Annotated in this window: 15 protein-coding genes and 1 pseudogene; 9 read left to right on the top strand and 7 right to left on the bottom strand. The window is 71.4% G+C overall.

Features of this window, described 5'->3' with window-relative positions:
* Window positions 1-136: 136 nt before the first annotated feature.
* The 5 genes and pseudogenes from B7R87_RS33405 to B7R87_RS03825 all read left to right on the top strand — a co-directional run.
* Window positions 137-274: pseudogene (locus tag B7R87_RS33405) on the top strand (hypothetical protein); the annotation flags it as partial.
* A 145-nt stretch (window positions 275-419) separates the two neighbouring features.
* Window positions 420-692, top strand: a complete 273-nt coding sequence (locus B7R87_RS03810; RefSeq protein WP_006350399.1) for a flavodoxin-dependent (E)-4-hydroxy-3-methylbut-2-enyl-diphosphate synthase — start codon at window positions 420-422, stop codon at window positions 690-692.
* Entirely contained in the window at window positions 689-1,477 is a 789-nt protein-coding gene (locus B7R87_RS03815) for a polyprenyl synthetase family protein (protein WP_006350398.1), read from the top strand. Before B7R87_RS03810 ends, B7R87_RS03815 begins: the two co-directional genes overlap by 4 nt.
* Before the next feature lie 196 nt (window positions 1,478-1,673).
* Window positions 1,674-2,591, top strand: a complete 918-nt coding sequence (locus B7R87_RS03820) for an SAM-dependent methyltransferase (RefSeq protein ID WP_006350397.1) — start codon at window positions 1,674-1,676, stop codon at window positions 2,589-2,591.
* 113 nt (window positions 2,592-2,704) lie between these two features.
* Window positions 2,705-3,787, top strand: coding sequence for a terpene synthase family protein (locus B7R87_RS03825; protein ID WP_006350396.1), 1,083 nt, complete (start codon window positions 2,705-2,707; stop codon window positions 3,785-3,787).
* Window positions 3,788-3,829: 42 nt separating this feature from the next.
* Here the strand turns inward: B7R87_RS03825 and B7R87_RS03830 are convergent, their stop codons facing one another.
* Complete coding sequence (locus B7R87_RS03830; RefSeq protein ID WP_006350395.1) at window positions 3,830-4,654, bottom strand: SAM-dependent methyltransferase; 825 nt, start codon at window positions 4,652-4,654, stop codon at window positions 3,830-3,832.
* An 810-nt stretch (window positions 4,655-5,464) separates the two neighbouring features.
* Here B7R87_RS03830 and B7R87_RS03835 point away from each other — a divergent pair.
* On the top strand, window positions 5,465-6,877 hold the full coding sequence (locus B7R87_RS03835; protein ID WP_006350394.1) for a cytochrome P450: 1,413 nt from the start codon (window positions 5,465-5,467) through the stop codon (window positions 6,875-6,877).
* Window positions 6,878-7,560: 683 nt separating this feature from the next.
* On the top strand, window positions 7,561-7,929 hold the full coding sequence (locus B7R87_RS33410; RefSeq protein WP_052704659.1) for a tyrosine-type recombinase/integrase: 369 nt from the start codon (window positions 7,561-7,563) through the stop codon (window positions 7,927-7,929).
* On the opposite strand, the gene B7R87_RS03845 is transcribed toward B7R87_RS33410, so the two are convergent.
* The gene (locus tag B7R87_RS03845) at window positions 7,877-9,244 is read right to left on the bottom strand and encodes a peptidase C39 family protein (RefSeq protein WP_130585289.1); all 1,368 of its coding nucleotides are present in this window, start codon (window positions 9,242-9,244) and stop codon (window positions 7,877-7,879) included. The two genes, B7R87_RS33410 and B7R87_RS03845, sit on opposite strands and share 53 nt — an antisense overlap.
* 268 nt (window positions 9,245-9,512) lie before the next feature.
* Here B7R87_RS03845 and B7R87_RS03850 point away from each other — a divergent pair, with 268 nt between their 5' ends.
* Entirely contained in the window at window positions 9,513-10,148 is a 636-nt protein-coding gene (locus tag B7R87_RS03850) for a uridine kinase family protein (RefSeq protein WP_006350391.1), read from the top strand.
* Window positions 10,149-10,518: 370 nt separating this feature from the next.
* A complete protein-coding gene (locus B7R87_RS03855; protein ID WP_130585290.1) occupies window positions 10,519-12,432 on the top strand; it encodes an AAA family ATPase in 1,914 nt (637 codons plus the stop codon).
* Window positions 12,433-12,461: 29 nt separating this feature from the next.
* Here the strand turns inward: B7R87_RS03855 and B7R87_RS03860 are convergent, their stop codons facing one another.
* From B7R87_RS03860 to ribH, 5 genes are all read right to left on the bottom strand, one after another.
* Entirely contained in the window at window positions 12,462-13,724 is a 1,263-nt protein-coding gene (locus B7R87_RS03860) for an acyl-CoA thioesterase/bile acid-CoA:amino acid N-acyltransferase family protein (RefSeq protein ID WP_006350388.1), read from the bottom strand.
* A gap of 205 nt (window positions 13,725-13,929) precedes the next feature.
* Entirely contained in the window at window positions 13,930-14,388 is a 459-nt protein-coding gene (locus B7R87_RS03865) for a PH domain-containing protein (RefSeq protein ID WP_006350387.1), read from the bottom strand.
* Window positions 14,389-14,402: 14 nt separating this feature from the next.
* Window positions 14,403-15,251, bottom strand: a complete 849-nt coding sequence (gene hisG / locus B7R87_RS03870) for an ATP phosphoribosyltransferase (protein WP_006350386.1) — start codon at window positions 15,249-15,251, stop codon at window positions 14,403-14,405.
* 88 nt (window positions 15,252-15,339) lie between these two features.
* A complete protein-coding gene (locus B7R87_RS03875; protein ID WP_006350385.1) occupies window positions 15,340-15,621 on the bottom strand; it encodes a phosphoribosyl-ATP diphosphatase in 282 nt (93 codons plus the stop codon).
* Between the two features lie 33 nt (window positions 15,622-15,654).
* Window positions 15,655-16,143, bottom strand: coding sequence for a 6,7-dimethyl-8-ribityllumazine synthase (gene ribH, locus B7R87_RS03880; RefSeq protein ID WP_006350384.1), 489 nt, complete (start codon window positions 16,141-16,143; stop codon window positions 15,655-15,657).
* Between the last annotated feature and the right edge of the window lie 53 nt (window positions 16,144-16,196).

A 16,196-nucleotide genomic window follows, 5' to 3' on the forward strand; every position in this document is an offset into this window, starting at 1 on the left:
CTCGACCTGCTGATCGTCCCCGCGGGGCCGCCGGCCGGAGCCGCACTCAAGGCCGCCGCGCTGGTCGAGTGCCACGGATTCGGCGTGACCGTCGAGGATCCGCACGGGGCAGCCGGTCGATCCGGCGCTGACCGGCCTGACCGCCCGTCACCGTGTCGCCGACACCATCGAGGACAACAGCCGCACCGGCGGCATGGGCTCGGCCCCCGCACAGGCATGCGGCGACGCCCACGTCCCCCCACCGGTGTGCGCGCTCGGCCTGTCCCGCGCCTTCGTGTCCCACGGATCGCGAACCGACCTGCTGGCCGCGGCGGGGCTGGATGCCGCGGGTATCACCCGCGCCGTACTGCGCGAGCTGCGGCCGCACCCGCTCACCTCCGCGCCGACCGCCCGCCCCGCCTCCCTGCCCGGAGACCCCAATGACAGCCGTCGAGCCCGGCCCGCCCGCCCTCCTCCCACCGCCCCCCACCCGCCGGATCCACGTCGGCAACGTACCCGTCGGCGGCGGCGCACCGATCAGCGTGCAGACCATGACCACCGCACCGACCGCCGACGTCGGCGCCACCCTGCGTCAGATCTCTGAAGTCACCGCCGCCGGTCGCGACATCGTCCGCGTCGTCGACGCCCTCCTCTACGAGGCCCCGCGCCTGGCCGACCCCGCACCCGTCAACCCGGCACGACAGGCCAGATGACCACCCCGTCCCCCGACCCCCGCGACCTCGACCCGGCCACCGTACGGACCAGCGTCGACCGAACCGTGCACGCCTTCCTCGACGCCAAGACACACGATGCCCGCGAACAGTCCATGCCCTCCGACATCCCCGCGGCGCTGCGCGAATGCCTGACCGCCGGCGGCAAGCGACTGCGTCCCCTGCTCTGTGTACTCGGCTGGCACGCCGCCGGCGGACACGGCGACGACCGACTCGGCACCGGTGCGGCCATCCTGATCGGTGACATGGCGCTGGCCTGGTCGGACGAACTCCTGTACGGCGCCGACCACCCGCCCCACCGCCTCGCGCGCCTGCGCCGGGTCATCGACGTCATGCGCCAAGAGGTCATCTACGGCCAGTACTTGGACCCCACGACGACGCTCGGCCCCGTCACCGACCACGAGGCGGCCCTGCGCGTCATCCGGTTCAAGACCGCGAAATACACATGTGAACGCCCCCTGCACTGCGGAACGACTCTGACGGACGGCGGCCCCCGGGTGCGCGCCGCGCTCTCGCAGTTCGCCCTTCCCCTCGGTGAGGCCTTCCAACTGCGCGACGACATCCTGGCCGTCTACGGCCGACCCGACGACACCGGCAAGCCCGTCCTGGACGAACTGCGCGAGGGCAAGCACACCGTCCTGCTCGCCCTGGCCGCCCAACGCGCGGACACCGCCCAACGCACGCTCCTGGACGCCGTCCCCTGCCCGCCACCCGTCGCCGTCGCACTGCGCGACGCGGCGGCCCGAGCCGTGGAGCGCATCTCGTGAGCGCGAGCGCGTCCCGCCCACCACCCCCTCACCGATGCCTCGGACCACCGCCGGACCGCGACCGGGCGGACCACCGGCCGGGCACCGGCCCCGGACGGTCGCTCCCACGAGAGCCCCCGGCGTACGGCCCATCCACACGTCCATCCGACGTGCGGACAACCGCGCCATCCGACACATACCGCGAAAGAGATCTGCCATGACCCAACGCACTTCGCTTGTTCCCACGTTCTCCGTGATCGACGGCCCCGTCCCCGACCCTTACCGGGACAAGGTCGTGTACACCTACAACGACTCCCCCGAGCTGTGGCGCAGGGCGCTGGGCGACACCCTGCTGTTCGAATGGGGCGACTACGAGGACACCACCCGCCTCCTGTCGCCGGGAGAAGCCGGCGTGCGCTTCTTCGACCGCCAACTCGACCTGGCCGGGCTGCTCACCGGCCCCCGACCGCGTATCCGCCGGATACTGGACCTCGGCTGCGGCTGGGGTTTCATCAGCTACCTCTTGGCCCGTCGATTCCACGAGTGCGACCGCATAGACGCGATCAACATCAGCCCCACCCAACTGGACTACTGCGCCCGGTTCCTGGCCGACCACCGCCTCGCCGAGCGGGTGCGGCTGTTCCTGTGCGACGGCCGGGACGTGGACCTGCTGCCCGACCCCCACCTGCCCTACGACCTGGTCGTGGTGCGCGGCGTGTACACCCACTTCCGCGACGACGCCTACGAGGCGTCCGTGGCGGCCCTGTCGCGACGGATGCGCCCGGGCGCGATCCTCGTCATCTCGGACACCCTGTTCAAACAGGGCCCCGGCACCTACACGTCTGCGATCCCCGACATGGTCGACCGGCTCGCCTGCGGCAACCGCAAGAGCCCGGAGTACTTCGCCTCGGTCCTGGAACGCCACGGGTTCAGCATCGCCGACATGCGCGTCCTGCCGCGCAACGAGGACGTCATCCACTGGTTCCGCGACGTGAAGTCCAACATCGAGACACACTTCCCGCACGGCCTCTCCGGCCCATTGGAGGAACTGCGGGTGATGGCCGACAACATGTCCGACGCCCTCGCCCGGGACAAGGTCTCCGCCTACAGCGTCATCGCCCGTCGCACGGCGTGACGCCCGGCGAACCCCGAACCGACGCGTCTTCTCGGCGCCGCGGCGAGGGCACACGACCGCGCCCCGCGCCCCCCGCCGCCACGAGCCCCCGCACCCCAGGGAAGGAAGTCGTCATGAGCGATCCTACGGATCTGCTCCACATCCCCGCCGTGTACTGCCCGGGTACGCCGACACCCCACCCGTTGACCCGCGAGGCCGAACAACGGTCGATCGCCTACATGGACAAGTACCAGCTGTTCTGGGACGAGGCCCAACGGGAACGCCTGGTCCACGGCGACTCGGCCGCCGTCGGCGGTTACCTCGTCCCCGACGGCACGCCCGAACGACTGCAACTCGCCACCGACATGTCCATCTGGGCGTTCGCGTGGGACGACGAGTTCTGCGACGAGGGCCCCACCCGCGACAAACCCATGGAACTGGCGGATGCCGCCTACCGGATCCAACGAGCCATGGAATCGGTCGAAGTCGTCCTCTACCCCAACGACCGCTACGCGATGGCCTGGCGCGATCTCATGCTGCGCGTCACCCGATACTGCGCACCTCTGGACGCCGCGCTGTGGGTGGAGGGAGCCAGGTCCTGGTTCTTCACCGAGATCCTCAAGGCCGGCAACGTCCGCCGCGGCCTCACACCGGACCTGAGCACATACATGGTGATCCGCGTCGCCACCGGAGCCACTCCGCTGTACTCGCTGCTACCGCAGATGGTCCGTGCCATCCCCGTGACACCGGCGATGATCGCGGACCGGCGGATCTGCGCAATCCGCGAGATGAGCGCGCTGACCATGAACTGCTACAGCGACCTGTGCTCGTATCGCAAGGAACGACACCGTACCGGCGACGGCCACAACTTCCTCGATGTCGTCCGCCGCGAATACGCCCTGGACGAGGCCGACGGCGTCCTGGTCGCGGTCGACTACATCAACCGGATGATGCACTGGTACCACACACTCGGCGAACAGGTCGTCCGGGACTGTCACGATCCCGTCGTCGAGCGATACGTCACGTCGATGTGGAACTACACCGCGGGCGGCATGCTCTGGTGTCGGGAGAGCCGCCGATACCGCTTTCTCGACGGCATGACCACCGACCCCGAGACCTTCCTCGACGCGGGCTTCCTCGACGCACCACCCTCCGACGACACCTCGTCCCTGCCGATCCCCTCGATCTCGTGGTGGTGGCACCTTCCCTCCGTGTGAACCCGCCGACCACCGAACGAGGATGCGTGCCACCACATCGCCTCACCCGGCGGGTTTGCGGGCCACGACGATCACGTAGCCCAATAAACCGGCGTCGGTGGCGTCGGCGAACAACCTCAGGATCTCCTCGATCGCCGTCCGCTGCTCGGGACCGCACACGGCCGCCAGTTCGGGACGGGTCAGGCCCTCCAGGATCCTCACGTAGGACTGCTGTGTCTCGTCGGTGATGTCCAGGATCTCCTCGACGTGCAGTCCGGCCCCGTCGGCGAGGCGCGTGTACGCGTCCCATGTGGGAACGGCCACGAACGAGGCGGCGAGAGATCCGGGGGCGCCGGACACGGCACCCTCCGCCGTCCGTTGGGCGAAATCGGCGACGACCAGGGCCGCGCCCGGCCGCAGAACCCGGGCGATCTCACCGAGCGCCCCTTGTTTGTCGGGCATGTGCAATATTGACTCGATTGCGATGGCGGCGTCGAAGACTCCATCGGCGAAGGGCATCGCGACCGCGTCGGTGATCCCGACGCGGATGCCGTCTCCGAACCCGGCCTCCGCGCTCCTCACACGGGCCACCCGGGCCTGCTCGGGGCTGATCGTGATGCCGGTGAGCGTGGCACCGGTCCTGCGGACCAGGCGTCGTGCCGGCCCGCCCGTGCCGCATCCGACGTCCAGGACGTGCCGTCCGGGACCCGCCCCGGTCCTCTCGGTCACCAGATCGGTCAGTCGCTCCTGCGCCCGCCGCAGCGGTGACGTGTCGCCCGGCGCCCAGTGGCCCATGTGGATCTCGTCGCCCAAGAAGATGTCCACCGCCTCGGTGTTGTCGTAGAAGGCGGCGACGTGCTGGGGTGTGGGACCTTCGGTCCGGGACATGTCTGTCACCTCTCCAAGGGGGCGGTTCACGGGCACGGAGCTTCGTCGTGCGGTTCGATGCGCCGCTCGGCGGACGCGCCGGTTCGGACGCGCGCCGCGCTGCGGGTCGGGCACCCGGCGCGAACCGGGGCGGTGTGCGGGTCGTGCCCCCTGCGCCACCACCCCTGGGGCAGCGGTACGGGAAGCGTGGCGAGAGGGCAGCCACGGGGGCTGTGTCGAAGGCGGCGGACGCAGTCGTCGGCCGCGTAACGTGGGCCGGGACATCCGGCGCGCTGTCGGCCGGCGCGGTCGGACGTCCCACGGTCGTCGCGGTGCGGTCTCGATGCCGGAGGCGACACCGGCGCCCCTCCATCCTTGATACGCGCGATGGCACGGATGAGCAACACCCCGGGGCATCCGGAGTGCGCGCGTCGAAACCGGCCGTCGTCGCGTCCACGCGCGGCTCCCCCGCAGTCGAGGCCATGCCCCTCCGATCGACTCCTTCGGGCCGTCCCACGCCTTTCACAAGCACGCAAAGTTGCACCAATTGCAACGGGTTCGTCGCTTCGACTCCCTTCCCGACCGGGGGGCGCGGCGGTGCACTGGACACAACCCACAAACCCCGACGACGGGCGCGGGCCCGAAGGACCGGCTCCGGGCACGCCCCCGCAAGCCGCCCAATGGAACATGTCCGATGAACGCCACGACGCGTGACCACCCTGACGCGGAACCGATCCGGCCGGGGCGGCCCGTGCCGCTCGCGTCCGCCGGTCGTCGTGCCGCCGGTGGCGGCGCCGCACACATCCCCTCGACGAAAAGAGGCACCTCGCGATGCGACACAACGAAAGCGTCCCCATAGCCCCGGGCGCGCTGCCCCTGCTCGGCCACCTGGGCAGAATCGGTGCCGAGCCCCAGGAATTCTTCCGGCAGTTGGGCGACATCGGACCAGTGGTACGCATCCGCCTGGCCCGACGGACCGCGTACGTGGTGACCTCGCCGGCCCTCGTGCGACGGATACTGGTCGGCGGACGTGGCGAGTTCGACAAGGGCGGCCCGTTCTTCATCCCGTTCACAACCCTGCTGGGCGACGGACTCGCCACCGAGCCCGACTCCGTACACCGTGTGCACCGCCCCTTGGTGCAGCCGGCGTTCCACCGCTCGGCCATGACCGGCTACATGCGGCGCGTCACGCAGTCCGCGACGCGACACATCGCGGAGTGGGACCCCCACCAGATCATCGAGGTGGACAGGGAGATGACGGCGCTGACCACCGGCGTCCTGACCCGGTCGCTGTTCACCGACCCCGTCTCCTCGCGCTGTGTCGACCGGTTCCAGCGGGATCTGCCCATCGTGCTGGACGGACTCGGCCTGCGCATGGGGCTGCCCTCGATAGGCCGGTTCCCGCATCCCGCCAACCGCCGGTTCTACCGAGCCGTTCAACACACCACGGATTCCATCGAAACGATGATCCGCCACCGCAAACAGAGCCCGGAGCCCCACGACGACCTGCTGACCCTGCTCCTCGCACCCGAACCGCACGCCGATGGCGTACTCAACGACGAACTGGTGCGGGGCCACATCTGGGACTTCATGCTCGGTGGTATCGAGCCCACCGCAGCCCTGCTGTCCTGGACCCTGCACATCCTGGCCACCTTCCCCGACCACTACGCCCGGGTGCAGGAGGAGATCGACACCGTGCTGGCGGGAGCCTCGCCCACCTACCAGGACCTGGCGCGGCTGCCGCAGTTGCAGAACACCCTGACCGAGGCGCTGCGGCTGTACCCTCCGGTATGGGTGCTGAGCCGCACCACCACCCGTGCGTGCGAGCTGGACGGGCACAAGCTCCCCCAGGGAGCGGACGTCATCTTCTCCAGCTGGGCTCTCCATCGGCATTCCGACAGCTTCGAGGACGCCGATCGCTTCGACCCGGATCGCTGGCAGCCCGCGCGGGTCGGCCGCGCCCAGCGTGACGGCTTCCTCGCATTCGGCGCGGGAGCGCGTAAGTGCATCGGCGACGTCTTCGGCGTCGCCGAGGCCACAGCCATGCTCGCTGTGCTCCTCCAGAATCGGCGCCTGCAGCCGGTGCCCGGCCCACGGGTCGTGGCCCGCCGCGGCATGACCCTGCGCCCCAAAGGACTCCGAATCGCCTTTGCGCCCCTGACGTCGCCGAAACCCGCGCAGGACCCGGCATGCGCAGCCGCCCCGCCGAACCCGGGCACGGGGTTGCGCGCCCCCACTCCCTAGCCCCGACGCAGGCGGCCTCAGGGCCGTCCGGCGGCACCCCGCAACGCGCACACCACCGCCCGGTGCTCGTCGCGATCCGGCACAGCGCCTGCGTGGGCACCGACCGTGCCCGCGAACGTGTCCCGGGGTCGGCATCGACCGCAGCACCGCGGCCGCCGCCGCTAAGGCGATGCTCCGCAACGAGACATCGACGTGTCCGTCGCCACAGCCTGCTCCGCACTCGTCGTCGACCCCACCGCCCACACCCTCGCGCCTCGCGGATCCTGCACGGAACCCTCGCCTCCAGAGGGCCACCGCCCGGCGACGACCCGACCCTGCATCAACGGCTCCTCGGGATCGGCTCCGGCGCGGGGGCCGATCCCGGATTCGACCAAGTCGGCGCGCCCTCCTGGTGGGAACGCTCCGCAGCCTCGACGGGGTCGAAGCGTACGGCGGGGCCGAACGCGCGCGCCCACCACGCAGTGCGCCCGCCGCCTCGGTCACAGCAGCGGACATCGAGGGCCTGTACGCACGCTGGCGCCGGGACGGGGCAGCACTCAACACCATCGAATCCCGGCACATCGCCCTCTCCGCCCTGTTCTCCCACGCCGTGCGTCACAGGCGGATCCCAGGCAATCCCCTGGCACAGGCCGAAGTACGCCCCGCTGAAGCATCGCAAAGAAGGCGAGTGGCGCGACATACCGGTGCCGGTCTCGCTTGAGCCGTTCATCGTTCGCCTGCCGATCCGCCATGCGAACGACGGTCTCCCGTACCCCGACCTCCTTCGCAAGTCGTGGGACCACGCCGTCAAACGGCTCGGTCTGCCCGAATACAACCCGCACGATCTGCGGCACAAATGGACCACCGTGGCCCTGACGAACGGCGTGTCCATCCACGAGGTGTCCCGCCGGCTCGGACACCGCTCGATCAAGGTCACGGTGGACCGGTACGGCCACCTCACGCAGGACGGCCGGGAGCGCTGCCGTCAGGCGGTCGAGACGACGGTGGGGCCGTACCTGCTCAAGCCAGGCCGAGTGACTTCAGCACGCGGTGCTGGCGCGGTGCTGGATTGACCGGCCAGATGAGGTAGCACACCCCTCCCGTACCGCTTCTGACCTTGCCGTTCGCGTCGTACCTCTTCGTACGCAGCCAGATGTTCTCCCACTCCCGGCGGAGGTAGACCCGGCGGACGGCGGCATTGCTGTCGGAGGCCGGGTCGTTGGCGATCACATCGCCGTCCGGGGTGAATCCGACGACGGTCATCAGATGGCCCGCCGTCCCGTAGCCCGCGCCCGTCAGCTCCTCCTTGCGGAAGGACTGCGAGGTTATGGCGGGGATGCCGGAGCGGACCAGGCGCTCCAGTTCGGTGAGCGAGCCCAGCCGGGTCACCACGGCGTTCATCCCCGGGTAGCTCGCGGCGTAGGCCGTGCTGAAGGGCCAGTTGCCGCAGCCCTGGTACTGGTAGTCGTAGGTGAACCGGGCCGCGTGGCAGACCTGGGGGTCGTCGTACGCGGGATCCACCCAGGACAGCTCATCGGCGGTGGGCTTGCGCCCCCAGTACTCGATGATCATCTGGGCGGAGGTGGGGCTGCACCAGGCCTCGCCGCCGTTGTCGTACTCGGGATAGCGCCCGATGTGGATGTTCTGCGAGTAGCGCGGCACGGCCAGTTCACGGGCGGGCGCGGGTGTGGTCGCGGGCACGGTGAAGCGGTCCGGGACGTCCGAGGCCATCGCGCCGAGCCGCCACACGGTGGGGGTGAGCCCGGTGCCGGGCCTGCGGTAGAGGGTGAGCCGGAGCCGGTACGCGGCGAGCCGCAGCCCGCTCGCCGCGTCGTCGACGGAGAAGGTGTCCGTCCAGATGCTCGCGCGGCCGTCCGTCTGGCCGTCGACCGAGGTGCGCCGGATGTCGCCGTCGCCCGAGGCCCAGCGGCCCATGACGAACCAGGGGGTGGCGGTGCCGTCCGAGTAGGTGCCGCTCAGTTCGGTCTGGAGCCAGGTACCGGCCGGGGTGTGGGCGTTCCAGGAGGCGATCACCTCCGTCGCGGGGACCGCGGGCCGGTGCTCGGGCGAAACCCAGACGGCGTACTCCCACGGTTCGGTGCGTCCGGTGTGCGGATCGGTGTAGTCGGTGACCCCGGCGGGCCGGCCGACGACCACGCCGGGGCGGCGGCCCGCGACGGCCCGGGTGCCGTCGGCGCTGCCGCAGCGCCAGTCGGTGTAGGAGGTCCAGAAACGGTTGTCCACGAGCCGGGCGGTCCTCACGGGGGCGGTGGGCGGTGCGGGTGCGGTGGGCGGCGCAGCGGCACGGGCGGCGGTGGTGAGCGCCCCCGTACCGGCGGCCGCGATCGCGGCGCCCAGCAGGGTCCTGCGCGTGGTGGCTCTGGCCATGACAACCCCCAGGATCGGTCGCGCTGCCGCGGGCAGCACTGCGGACGGAACGGACTCGGCCGCCGCGCCGGAGCCGCGGTCCGGACCGGGCGACGCAGGCCACTATCACCCGGGGCCCGCCCCCGGTGCCAGCGTTCACGGCCCGCGCCGTCCACCAATATTGGTCCGACCAATGGCAGAGGTCCCGGCCCGCCGGTCTCCGGCGTCTCCCGCCCCCGCCACCCGGTCCCCGGCCGGGCGACCGTCCGTACCGGCATAGGCTGGACCCATGGAGCACGAGCCGGGGAGCCCGGGAGGATCCGCGCGAAGCGGGCTGGGTCCGCTGGCCGGTGAGCTGGCCGCGGCCGAACCGTCCTGCGGTCCGGTGCGGCTGATCGCGGTCGACGGTCACGCCGGGTCGGGCAAGACCACCTTCACCGCCCGGCTCGCGGACGCGCTCGCCTCCCGGGTGCCGGGCGGCGAGGTCCCCGTACTCCATCTCGACGACCTCGCGAGCCACGAGACGCTCTTCGGCTGGACCGGGCGCCTGCTCGACCAGGTGGTCGATCCGCTCGCCCGGGGCGTGACGGCGCACTACGAGCCGTACGACTGGAACACGCGCCGCTTCTCCGCACCGCGCGCCCTGCCCACCGCCCCCGTGGTGCTGATCGAAGGGGTCGGTGCCGGACGGGCCGCGGTCCGCCCGTATCTGACCCGGCTGCTGTGGCTGGAGCGGACACCCGACGAGTCCTGGCCGCGCGGCAGGCAGCGCGACGGCATCGGGCTTTCGGCCTTCTGGGATACCTGGACTGTGGCCGAGACCCGTCATTTCCTGGCCGATCCTTCGCGTCCGTACGCCGACACTCTGGTGATGGAGCGCAACGAGGGGTACGAGTTGCTCCCGGGACACCCCACGACCGCATGAAAGCATCAGATCATCACATAGAGTGACTACTCCTGTCGGTCGCACAGAGGTGTCGGGAATCCGCCTCACGAGTGCCTGAACTCCGCTTGACCCGGGGGGTGTACAGGTCTTACGTTCTCAATGTGCGGCTTTTGAGGCCGCCACAGACGCGAAGCCCCCGGTTGTTCCCCCGTGATCGGGGGCTTCGTTCTGTCCTCTCCCGGGCTCGGTCCCGGGCCGTGTCGGCCTTGCGCCCTCACCCTCGGTCACCGCAGCCGTATCACCTCGCCGCCCTTAAGCCGCAGCCCCCTGCGCAGGTACGATGCCCTCCCGTGGGGGCACTTCCCGTCCGCATCAAGGCGGTTCAGTCGGTGTACTTATGGGGGACCTGATGGACCTCGGCACGCAGGGCGCTCCGGCCCCGGCCGATCTCGCCTGGGCGCGGGGCGTGGACGCCTACACGATGGGGGCCTATCCCCAGGCCGAGGAGGAGTTCCGTACCGCGGTACGGCTCGACCCGGGGATGGCCGACGGCTGGCTCGGGCTGCACGCCCTGCGGGTCGACACCACCAACGCACTGCTGCGGATGTACCGCGCCCGGGACCGGTTCGGCGAGCAGCGCGCCCGGCACCGCCGGGCGCTCAACTCCTGGTACTGGCTGGGCTGGTGGGTCCAGCCGGTGCTGGAGAGCCCGCGCGATCTGCTGCTGGCGCACGCCTCCCACTGGCTGGACGGCCGCCACGTCCCCGAGCTGGACCGGGCGCTGGCCGGGCTGCCGCCGGTCGACACCGATCCGCAGGTACGGTTCCTGCACTCCTGCCGCGCCTATCTGGTCAAGGACTGGGAGCAGCTCGTCCGCCATACCGAACCGCTGGTCGGCGATGCGCTGCTGGGCATCGAGGCGGGGCTGTTCGCCGGGATGGCGCGGGTGCGGCTGGAGATGTACGGGCAGGCGGAGCCGCTGCTCGCGGCGGCCCTGATGCGCTGCCGCAGCGAACAGCCGCAGCGCAAGGAGCTGCGGTACTGGCTGGCGCGGGCCCACGAGGGCACCGGCCGGACCGCCGCGGCCCTGCCGCTGTACCGGGCGGTGCACCGGGTCGACCCGGGGTTCATGGACACCTCGGCCCGGCTGGCCGCCATCGCCGAGTACGACGGTACGGACCCGCTGGAGACCGGTTCGTACCACGACGATCCGGCCGGGGCCGGGCTCGCGGTCTCCCTCGCCGGCTACGGGCCGGGGCAGGAGACCGTGGAGGCGGAGGACGGGACGCTGCCGCCGGAGGGGCCCCGGGCGGGCGGCGACCCCGCCGACCGGCCGCCGGGCACGGTCTCCCCGGCCCCCGCCGACCTCGGGCGCAGCAGGGACGCACCGGACGGCAGAGGACCCGGCGCGCCGCTCCCCTCGGGCCCCACGGATCCGCTGCTACTGGCGGAGGCCCTGGCCGAGCTGGAGCGCATGGTCGGGATGGAGCCGGTGAAACGGCAGGTGAAGGCGCTGTCGGCGCAGTTGGAGATGGCCCGGCTCCGGGCGGGCCAGGGGCTGCCGGTCCAACCGCCGAAGCGGCACTTCGTCTTCTCGGGCCCGTCCGGCACCGGCAAGACCACCGTCGCCCGGATACTCGGCCGGGTCTTCTACGCGCTGGGGCTGCTCGGCGGCGACCATCTCGTGGAGGCCCAGCGGTCCGATCTGGTGGGCGAGTTCCTCGGCCAGACGGCGGTGAAGGCCAACGAGCTCATCGACTCGGCGCTCGGCGGGGTGCTGTTCGTGGACGAGGCGTACAGCCTCTCCAATTCGGGGTACGCGAAGGGGGACGCCTACGGCGACGAGGCCCTCCAGGTGCTGCTGAAGCGGGCCGAGGACAATCGCGACCACCTGGTGGTCATCCTGGCCGGCTATCCCGAGGGGATGGACCGGCTGCTGGCCGCCAATCCCGGGCTGACGTCGCGTTTCACCACCCGGGTCGACTTCCCCTCGTACCGTCCGCTGGAGCTGACGCGGATCGGGGAGGTCCTCGCCGCCGAGAACGGCGACTGCTGGGACCAGGAGGCGGTGGAGGAGCTGCGGTCCATCTGCGGCCATGTGGTCGACCAGCGGTGGATCGACGAACTGGGCAACGGGCGCTTCCTGCGGACGCTGTACGAGAAGAGCTGCGCCTACCGGGATCTGCGGCTGTCCGGCTATCCCGGCACCCCGACCCGCGAGGACCTGTCGACGCTGAGGCTGCCGGATCTGATGCAGGCGTACGGAGAGGTGCTGTCGGGCCGCGGACCGCTGGAGCGCGGCCCGGGGGATCCCCTCGGTTAGGCCGTGTCCGGGTGGCCCCCGGCGGGTGCTCAGGACAGGGCCTGGTCTCCGAGCAGGGCCCGTACCTGCCGCCAGCTGTCGGTCCGGGCCTGCGCATCGGCCTGCCGGGTGCCTCCCATGGTGACTTCGCGCTCCACCAGCGGGTTTCTGAAACGCAGACCGGCCGGGGTGTACGGATGGGTGCCGACGCCGTGACCGGCGTGCGGATAGATCAGCGCCCGGTGCCGTTCGCCCGAGGCGCCCCGCTGCCCGCCGATGCTCCTGGCACTGCCGGCCGCCGGCCAGAGCCCGTCCGCGCCCCCGGCGATCGCCAGTACCGTGCCGCGCACCCGGCCCAGGGGCAGCGGCCCGTACGGCACCGGTCTGCCGCCCTTCGTCCAGGCGGGCGCCTTCCCGTCGGGGAAACCGGGGTTGGCACGGTGGCTGGGCGCGTACACGACGACGTCGTCGACGAGGTCGGGATAGTGGTGGGCGAGGAGCTGCGCGGCCTCGGAGCCGCGTGAGTAGCCGATGACGTCCACCTGCCCCGGCCCGCGGCCCGACTCCCGGGTCAGCAGCCGGGCGGCCGTGGCGAAGTACTCCAGGGCGATCCCCTTCAGGGTGCCGGGGCGGTCCGGGCAGTTGAAGTAGCACAGGACGAGGACCGGATGTCCCCGGGAGGCCAGCAGCGCGGCGGCGTACTTGTCGCCCGTACCGCCGTCCGAACCGCCGAAGCTGAGAACCGGTGACCGGCGCGGGGCGCCCGCGGGCGGCAGGTACAGCGCCCCGTGCACCCCGTCCCGGGCCGCCGTCAGAAGCCGGTGGGTGGTGCCCTCGGCCAGCCAGGTACGGGTCAGCGCCCGGCTCGCGAGGCGCTTGCCGCCGGCGTGGACCGCGAGGCGCACCTCGTACCCGGCCTGGTCCTCCGGCCGGCGGGATGCGAACCACGACTCGTCGACCCGCCCCTGTCCGGGGTTCATCGACCAGAAGAGGCCCATGCCGTCGGCCGTCGAGTAGGTTCCCGCCGAGGGCCGGGCCCGGGTGAGGTCGACCGCGCCCGCGCCGTCGGCGGTGAACACGGCCCGCCCGGTCCATGCCGTGCCCGCGTAGTCCGTGGCCTGCGAGGTGACCGTCACCTCCTGGCCCGCCGCCAGCCCGGTCACCCGGATCCGTACCGGTTCGTCGGCCGCGGCCCGGGGCTTGTCGACCCCGATCCGTACCTCGCGCCCGCCGTCGCCGTCACCGCTCCCGCCGCATCCGGCGACCAGCAGCAGCGCAGCACCCACGGCGGCAGCCCGCAGCTCCCGTCTCATCTCCCCGTACCCCCGGATCGTGATCGCACGGCCGGTGGCCGGAGCCGCGCCCGGCCGGACCGGTGCGACGAGCCTTGCCGATATGCCGTCGGGGGGTCAAGAAATCACGCGGCGCCGGGGAGGGAAACAGAAAAGGGCCGACCCGGGCCACGGCGGTGGCGCGGATCGGCCCCGTACCCGGTGCCGGACTGTTTGCGGGTCCGTCTCAGCGGGCCTCGGCGGCGGCGCGCGATTCGGCGAGGGCGCGCAGGGCGCGGGCGTCCGCGACGGCCTTCTCCTTGGCGATACCGGGCTGGATGCCGAGCGCGGGCAGGCTGGTGCCGTCACTGAGGTCGAGGAAGACCCAGGGGTCGCCCCGCCGCAGATTGACCCGGAGGATCTCGGCCCAGGCCAGCCTGCGGCTGCGGGTGAAGTTGACGACGGTGACACCGTCCTCGTCGGCGACCACCTTGGGCCGGGCCAGCAGCCACAGGACGAAGAGGAAGCCGGTCGCGGTGATGACGAAGCTGATCCGCTCCCCCAGGCTCAGCCGGTCGAGGACGAGCCCGGTCCCCGCGATCACGGTGAACATCACCGCGCCGACCGAGAGAAGGACGATCCGGGTGCGGTGCGGGCGGAAGGTGACCGGAAGAGCGGGGGGCGAAGCTGCGGGGGCGGCAGACATGGTGACGGGGTTCCTCAGAGCCGGCAGGCGTGGATGGCGGTGGTGAGAATGGCCCGGGCGCCCAGCTCGTACAGATCGTCCATGATCCGCTGGGCCTCCTTGGCGGCGACCATGGACCGGACGGCGACCCAGCCCTCGTGGTGGAGGGGGGAGACCGTCGGGGACTCCAGGCCGGGGGTGAGGGCGACGGCCTGTTCCAGGTGCTCGACCCGGCAGTCGTAGTCCATCATCACGTACGCCCGGGCGACCAGGACGCCCTGGAGGCGGCGGAGGAACTGCTGCACCTTGGGTTCGTCGCGGTCCGCGCCCTTGCGGCGGACGACGACCGCCTCGGAGGTCATGATCGGCTCGCCGACGACCTCCAGTCCCGCGTTCCGCAGGGAGGTGCCGGTCTCGACGACATCGGCGATGATCTGGGCGACACCGAGTTCGATGGCGGTCTCGACGGCGCCGTCGAGGTGGACCACGGAGGCGTCGATGCCGTTCTCGGCGAGGTGCTGGGCGACGATCCCCTCGTAGGAGGTGGCGACCGTCATCCCGCCGAAGTCCTCGACGCCGCGCGCGGTGCCGGGCCGGGTGGCGTAGCGGAAGGTGGAGCGGGCGAAGCCGAGTTCGAGGATCTCCTCGGCGTCGGCTCCGGAGTCCAGCAGCAGGTCACGGCCGGTGATACCGATGTCCAGCCGGCCGGAGCTGACGTAGATGGCGATATCGCGCGGCCGGAGGTAGAAGAACTCGACCTCGTTGACGGGGTCAACGAGCACCAGCTCCTTGGACTCCTTGCGCTGCTGGTAGCCGGCCTCATGGAGCATCGCCGCCGCGGGTCCGGACAGTGAGCCCTTGTTGGGGACGGCGATGCGCAGCATGGGATCGGCTTCCTAACGTGACGGTACGGCGGAACGGAACGGGCGGAACGGGCGGAGACGACGGCGTCGGCCGGGGGGCCGGGGCCCGTCAGAGATGGGCGTAGACGTCGTCGAGGGAGATTCCGCGGGCCACCATCATCACCTGGACGTGGTAGAGGAGCTGGGAGATCTCCTCGGCGGCCGCTTCCTTGCTCTCGTACTCGGCGGCCATCCACACTTCGGCGGCCTCCTCGACGACCTTCTTGCCGATGGCATGGACGCCCTTGTCCACCAGTTCGGCGGTGCGGGAGGTGGCGGGGTCGCCGGTCTCCGCCTTGAGCCGGAGCTCGGCGAAGAGCTCTTCGAAACTTTTGCGGGTCGTGTTCGCCATGATGCTCTCAGGGTAAAGGGTCCGGGGCGCCGCTCAGCGCCAGGGTTCGCTCACCGAGCGCAGCGTCGCCGCGGTGGCGACGGCCGCGGTGACCGCCTCGTGTCCCTTGTCCTCGCGGGAGCCCGGCAGCCCGGCCCGGTCGAGGGCCTGCTCCTCGGTGTCGCAGGTCAGTACGCCGAAGCCGACGGGCACTCCGGTGTCCACGGAGACCTGGGTCAGGCCCTGGGCGACGCCCTGGCACACGTACTCGAAGTGCGGGGTGCCGCCGCGGATCACGACGCCCAGCGCCACGATCGCGTCGTAGCCGCGGCGGGTCGCGAGGACCTTGGCGACGACGGGGAGTTCGAAGCTGCCGGGGACCCGCAGCAGGGTCGGCTCGTCGATGCCGAGCTCGCGCAGGGCGCGCAGGGCGCCGTCGACGAGCCCGTCCATCACCTTCTCGTGCCACTGGGCCGCGATCACGGCGACCCGCAGGTCGCTGCAGTTCCGTACGGACAGTTCGGGTGCGCCCTTGCCGCTCACGCTTCTCCTCGCAATGGGATGGGGGATGGGGATCAGGGGTGGGGGTGGGGGCC

This window comes from Streptomyces tsukubensis (assembly GCF_003932715.1).
Classification (GTDB): Bacteria; Actinomycetota; Actinomycetes; order Streptomycetales; family Streptomycetaceae; genus Streptomyces; species Streptomyces tsukubensis.

Bases quoted from the DNA above. Each gene is read 5' to 3' on its own strand.
- B7R87_RS03825 (WP_006350396.1), top strand. From the start codon at position 2,705: ATGAGCGATCCTACGGATCTGCTCCACATCCCCGCCGTGTACTGCCCG.
- B7R87_RS03855 (WP_130585290.1), top strand. From the start codon at position 10,519: ATGGACCTCGGCACGCAGGGCGCTCCGGCCCCGGCCGATCTCGCCTGG.
- B7R87_RS03850 (WP_006350391.1), top strand. From the start codon at position 9,513: ATGGAGCACGAGCCGGGGAGCCCGGGAGGATCCGCGCGAAGCGGGCTG.
- B7R87_RS03830 (WP_006350395.1), bottom strand. From the start codon at position 4,654: ATGTCCCGGACCGAAGGTCCCACACCCCAGCACGTCGCCGCCTTCTAC.
- B7R87_RS03875 (WP_006350385.1), bottom strand. From the start codon at position 15,621: ATGGCGAACACGACCCGCAAAAGTTTCGAAGAGCTCTTCGCCGAGCTC.
- B7R87_RS03815 (WP_006350398.1), top strand. From the start codon at position 689: ATGACCACCCCGTCCCCCGACCCCCGCGACCTCGACCCGGCCACCGTA.
- B7R87_RS03820 (WP_006350397.1), top strand. From the start codon at position 1,674: ATGACCCAACGCACTTCGCTTGTTCCCACGTTCTCCGTGATCGACGGC.
- B7R87_RS03865 (WP_006350387.1), bottom strand. From the start codon at position 14,388: ATGTCTGCCGCCCCCGCAGCTTCGCCCCCCGCTCTTCCGGTCACCTTC.
- hisG (WP_006350386.1), bottom strand. From the start codon at position 15,251: ATGCTGCGCATCGCCGTCCCCAACAAGGGCTCACTGTCCGGACCCGCG.
- B7R87_RS03845 (WP_130585289.1), bottom strand. From the start codon at position 9,244: ATGGCCAGAGCCACCACGCGCAGGACCCTGCTGGGCGCCGCGATCGCG.
- B7R87_RS03835 (WP_006350394.1), top strand. From the start codon at position 5,465: ATGCGACACAACGAAAGCGTCCCCATAGCCCCGGGCGCGCTGCCCCTG.
- B7R87_RS03860 (WP_006350388.1), bottom strand. From the start codon at position 13,724: ATGAGACGGGAGCTGCGGGCTGCCGCCGTGGGTGCTGCGCTGCTGCTG.
- B7R87_RS03810 (WP_006350399.1), top strand. From the start codon at position 420: ATGACAGCCGTCGAGCCCGGCCCGCCCGCCCTCCTCCCACCGCCCCCC.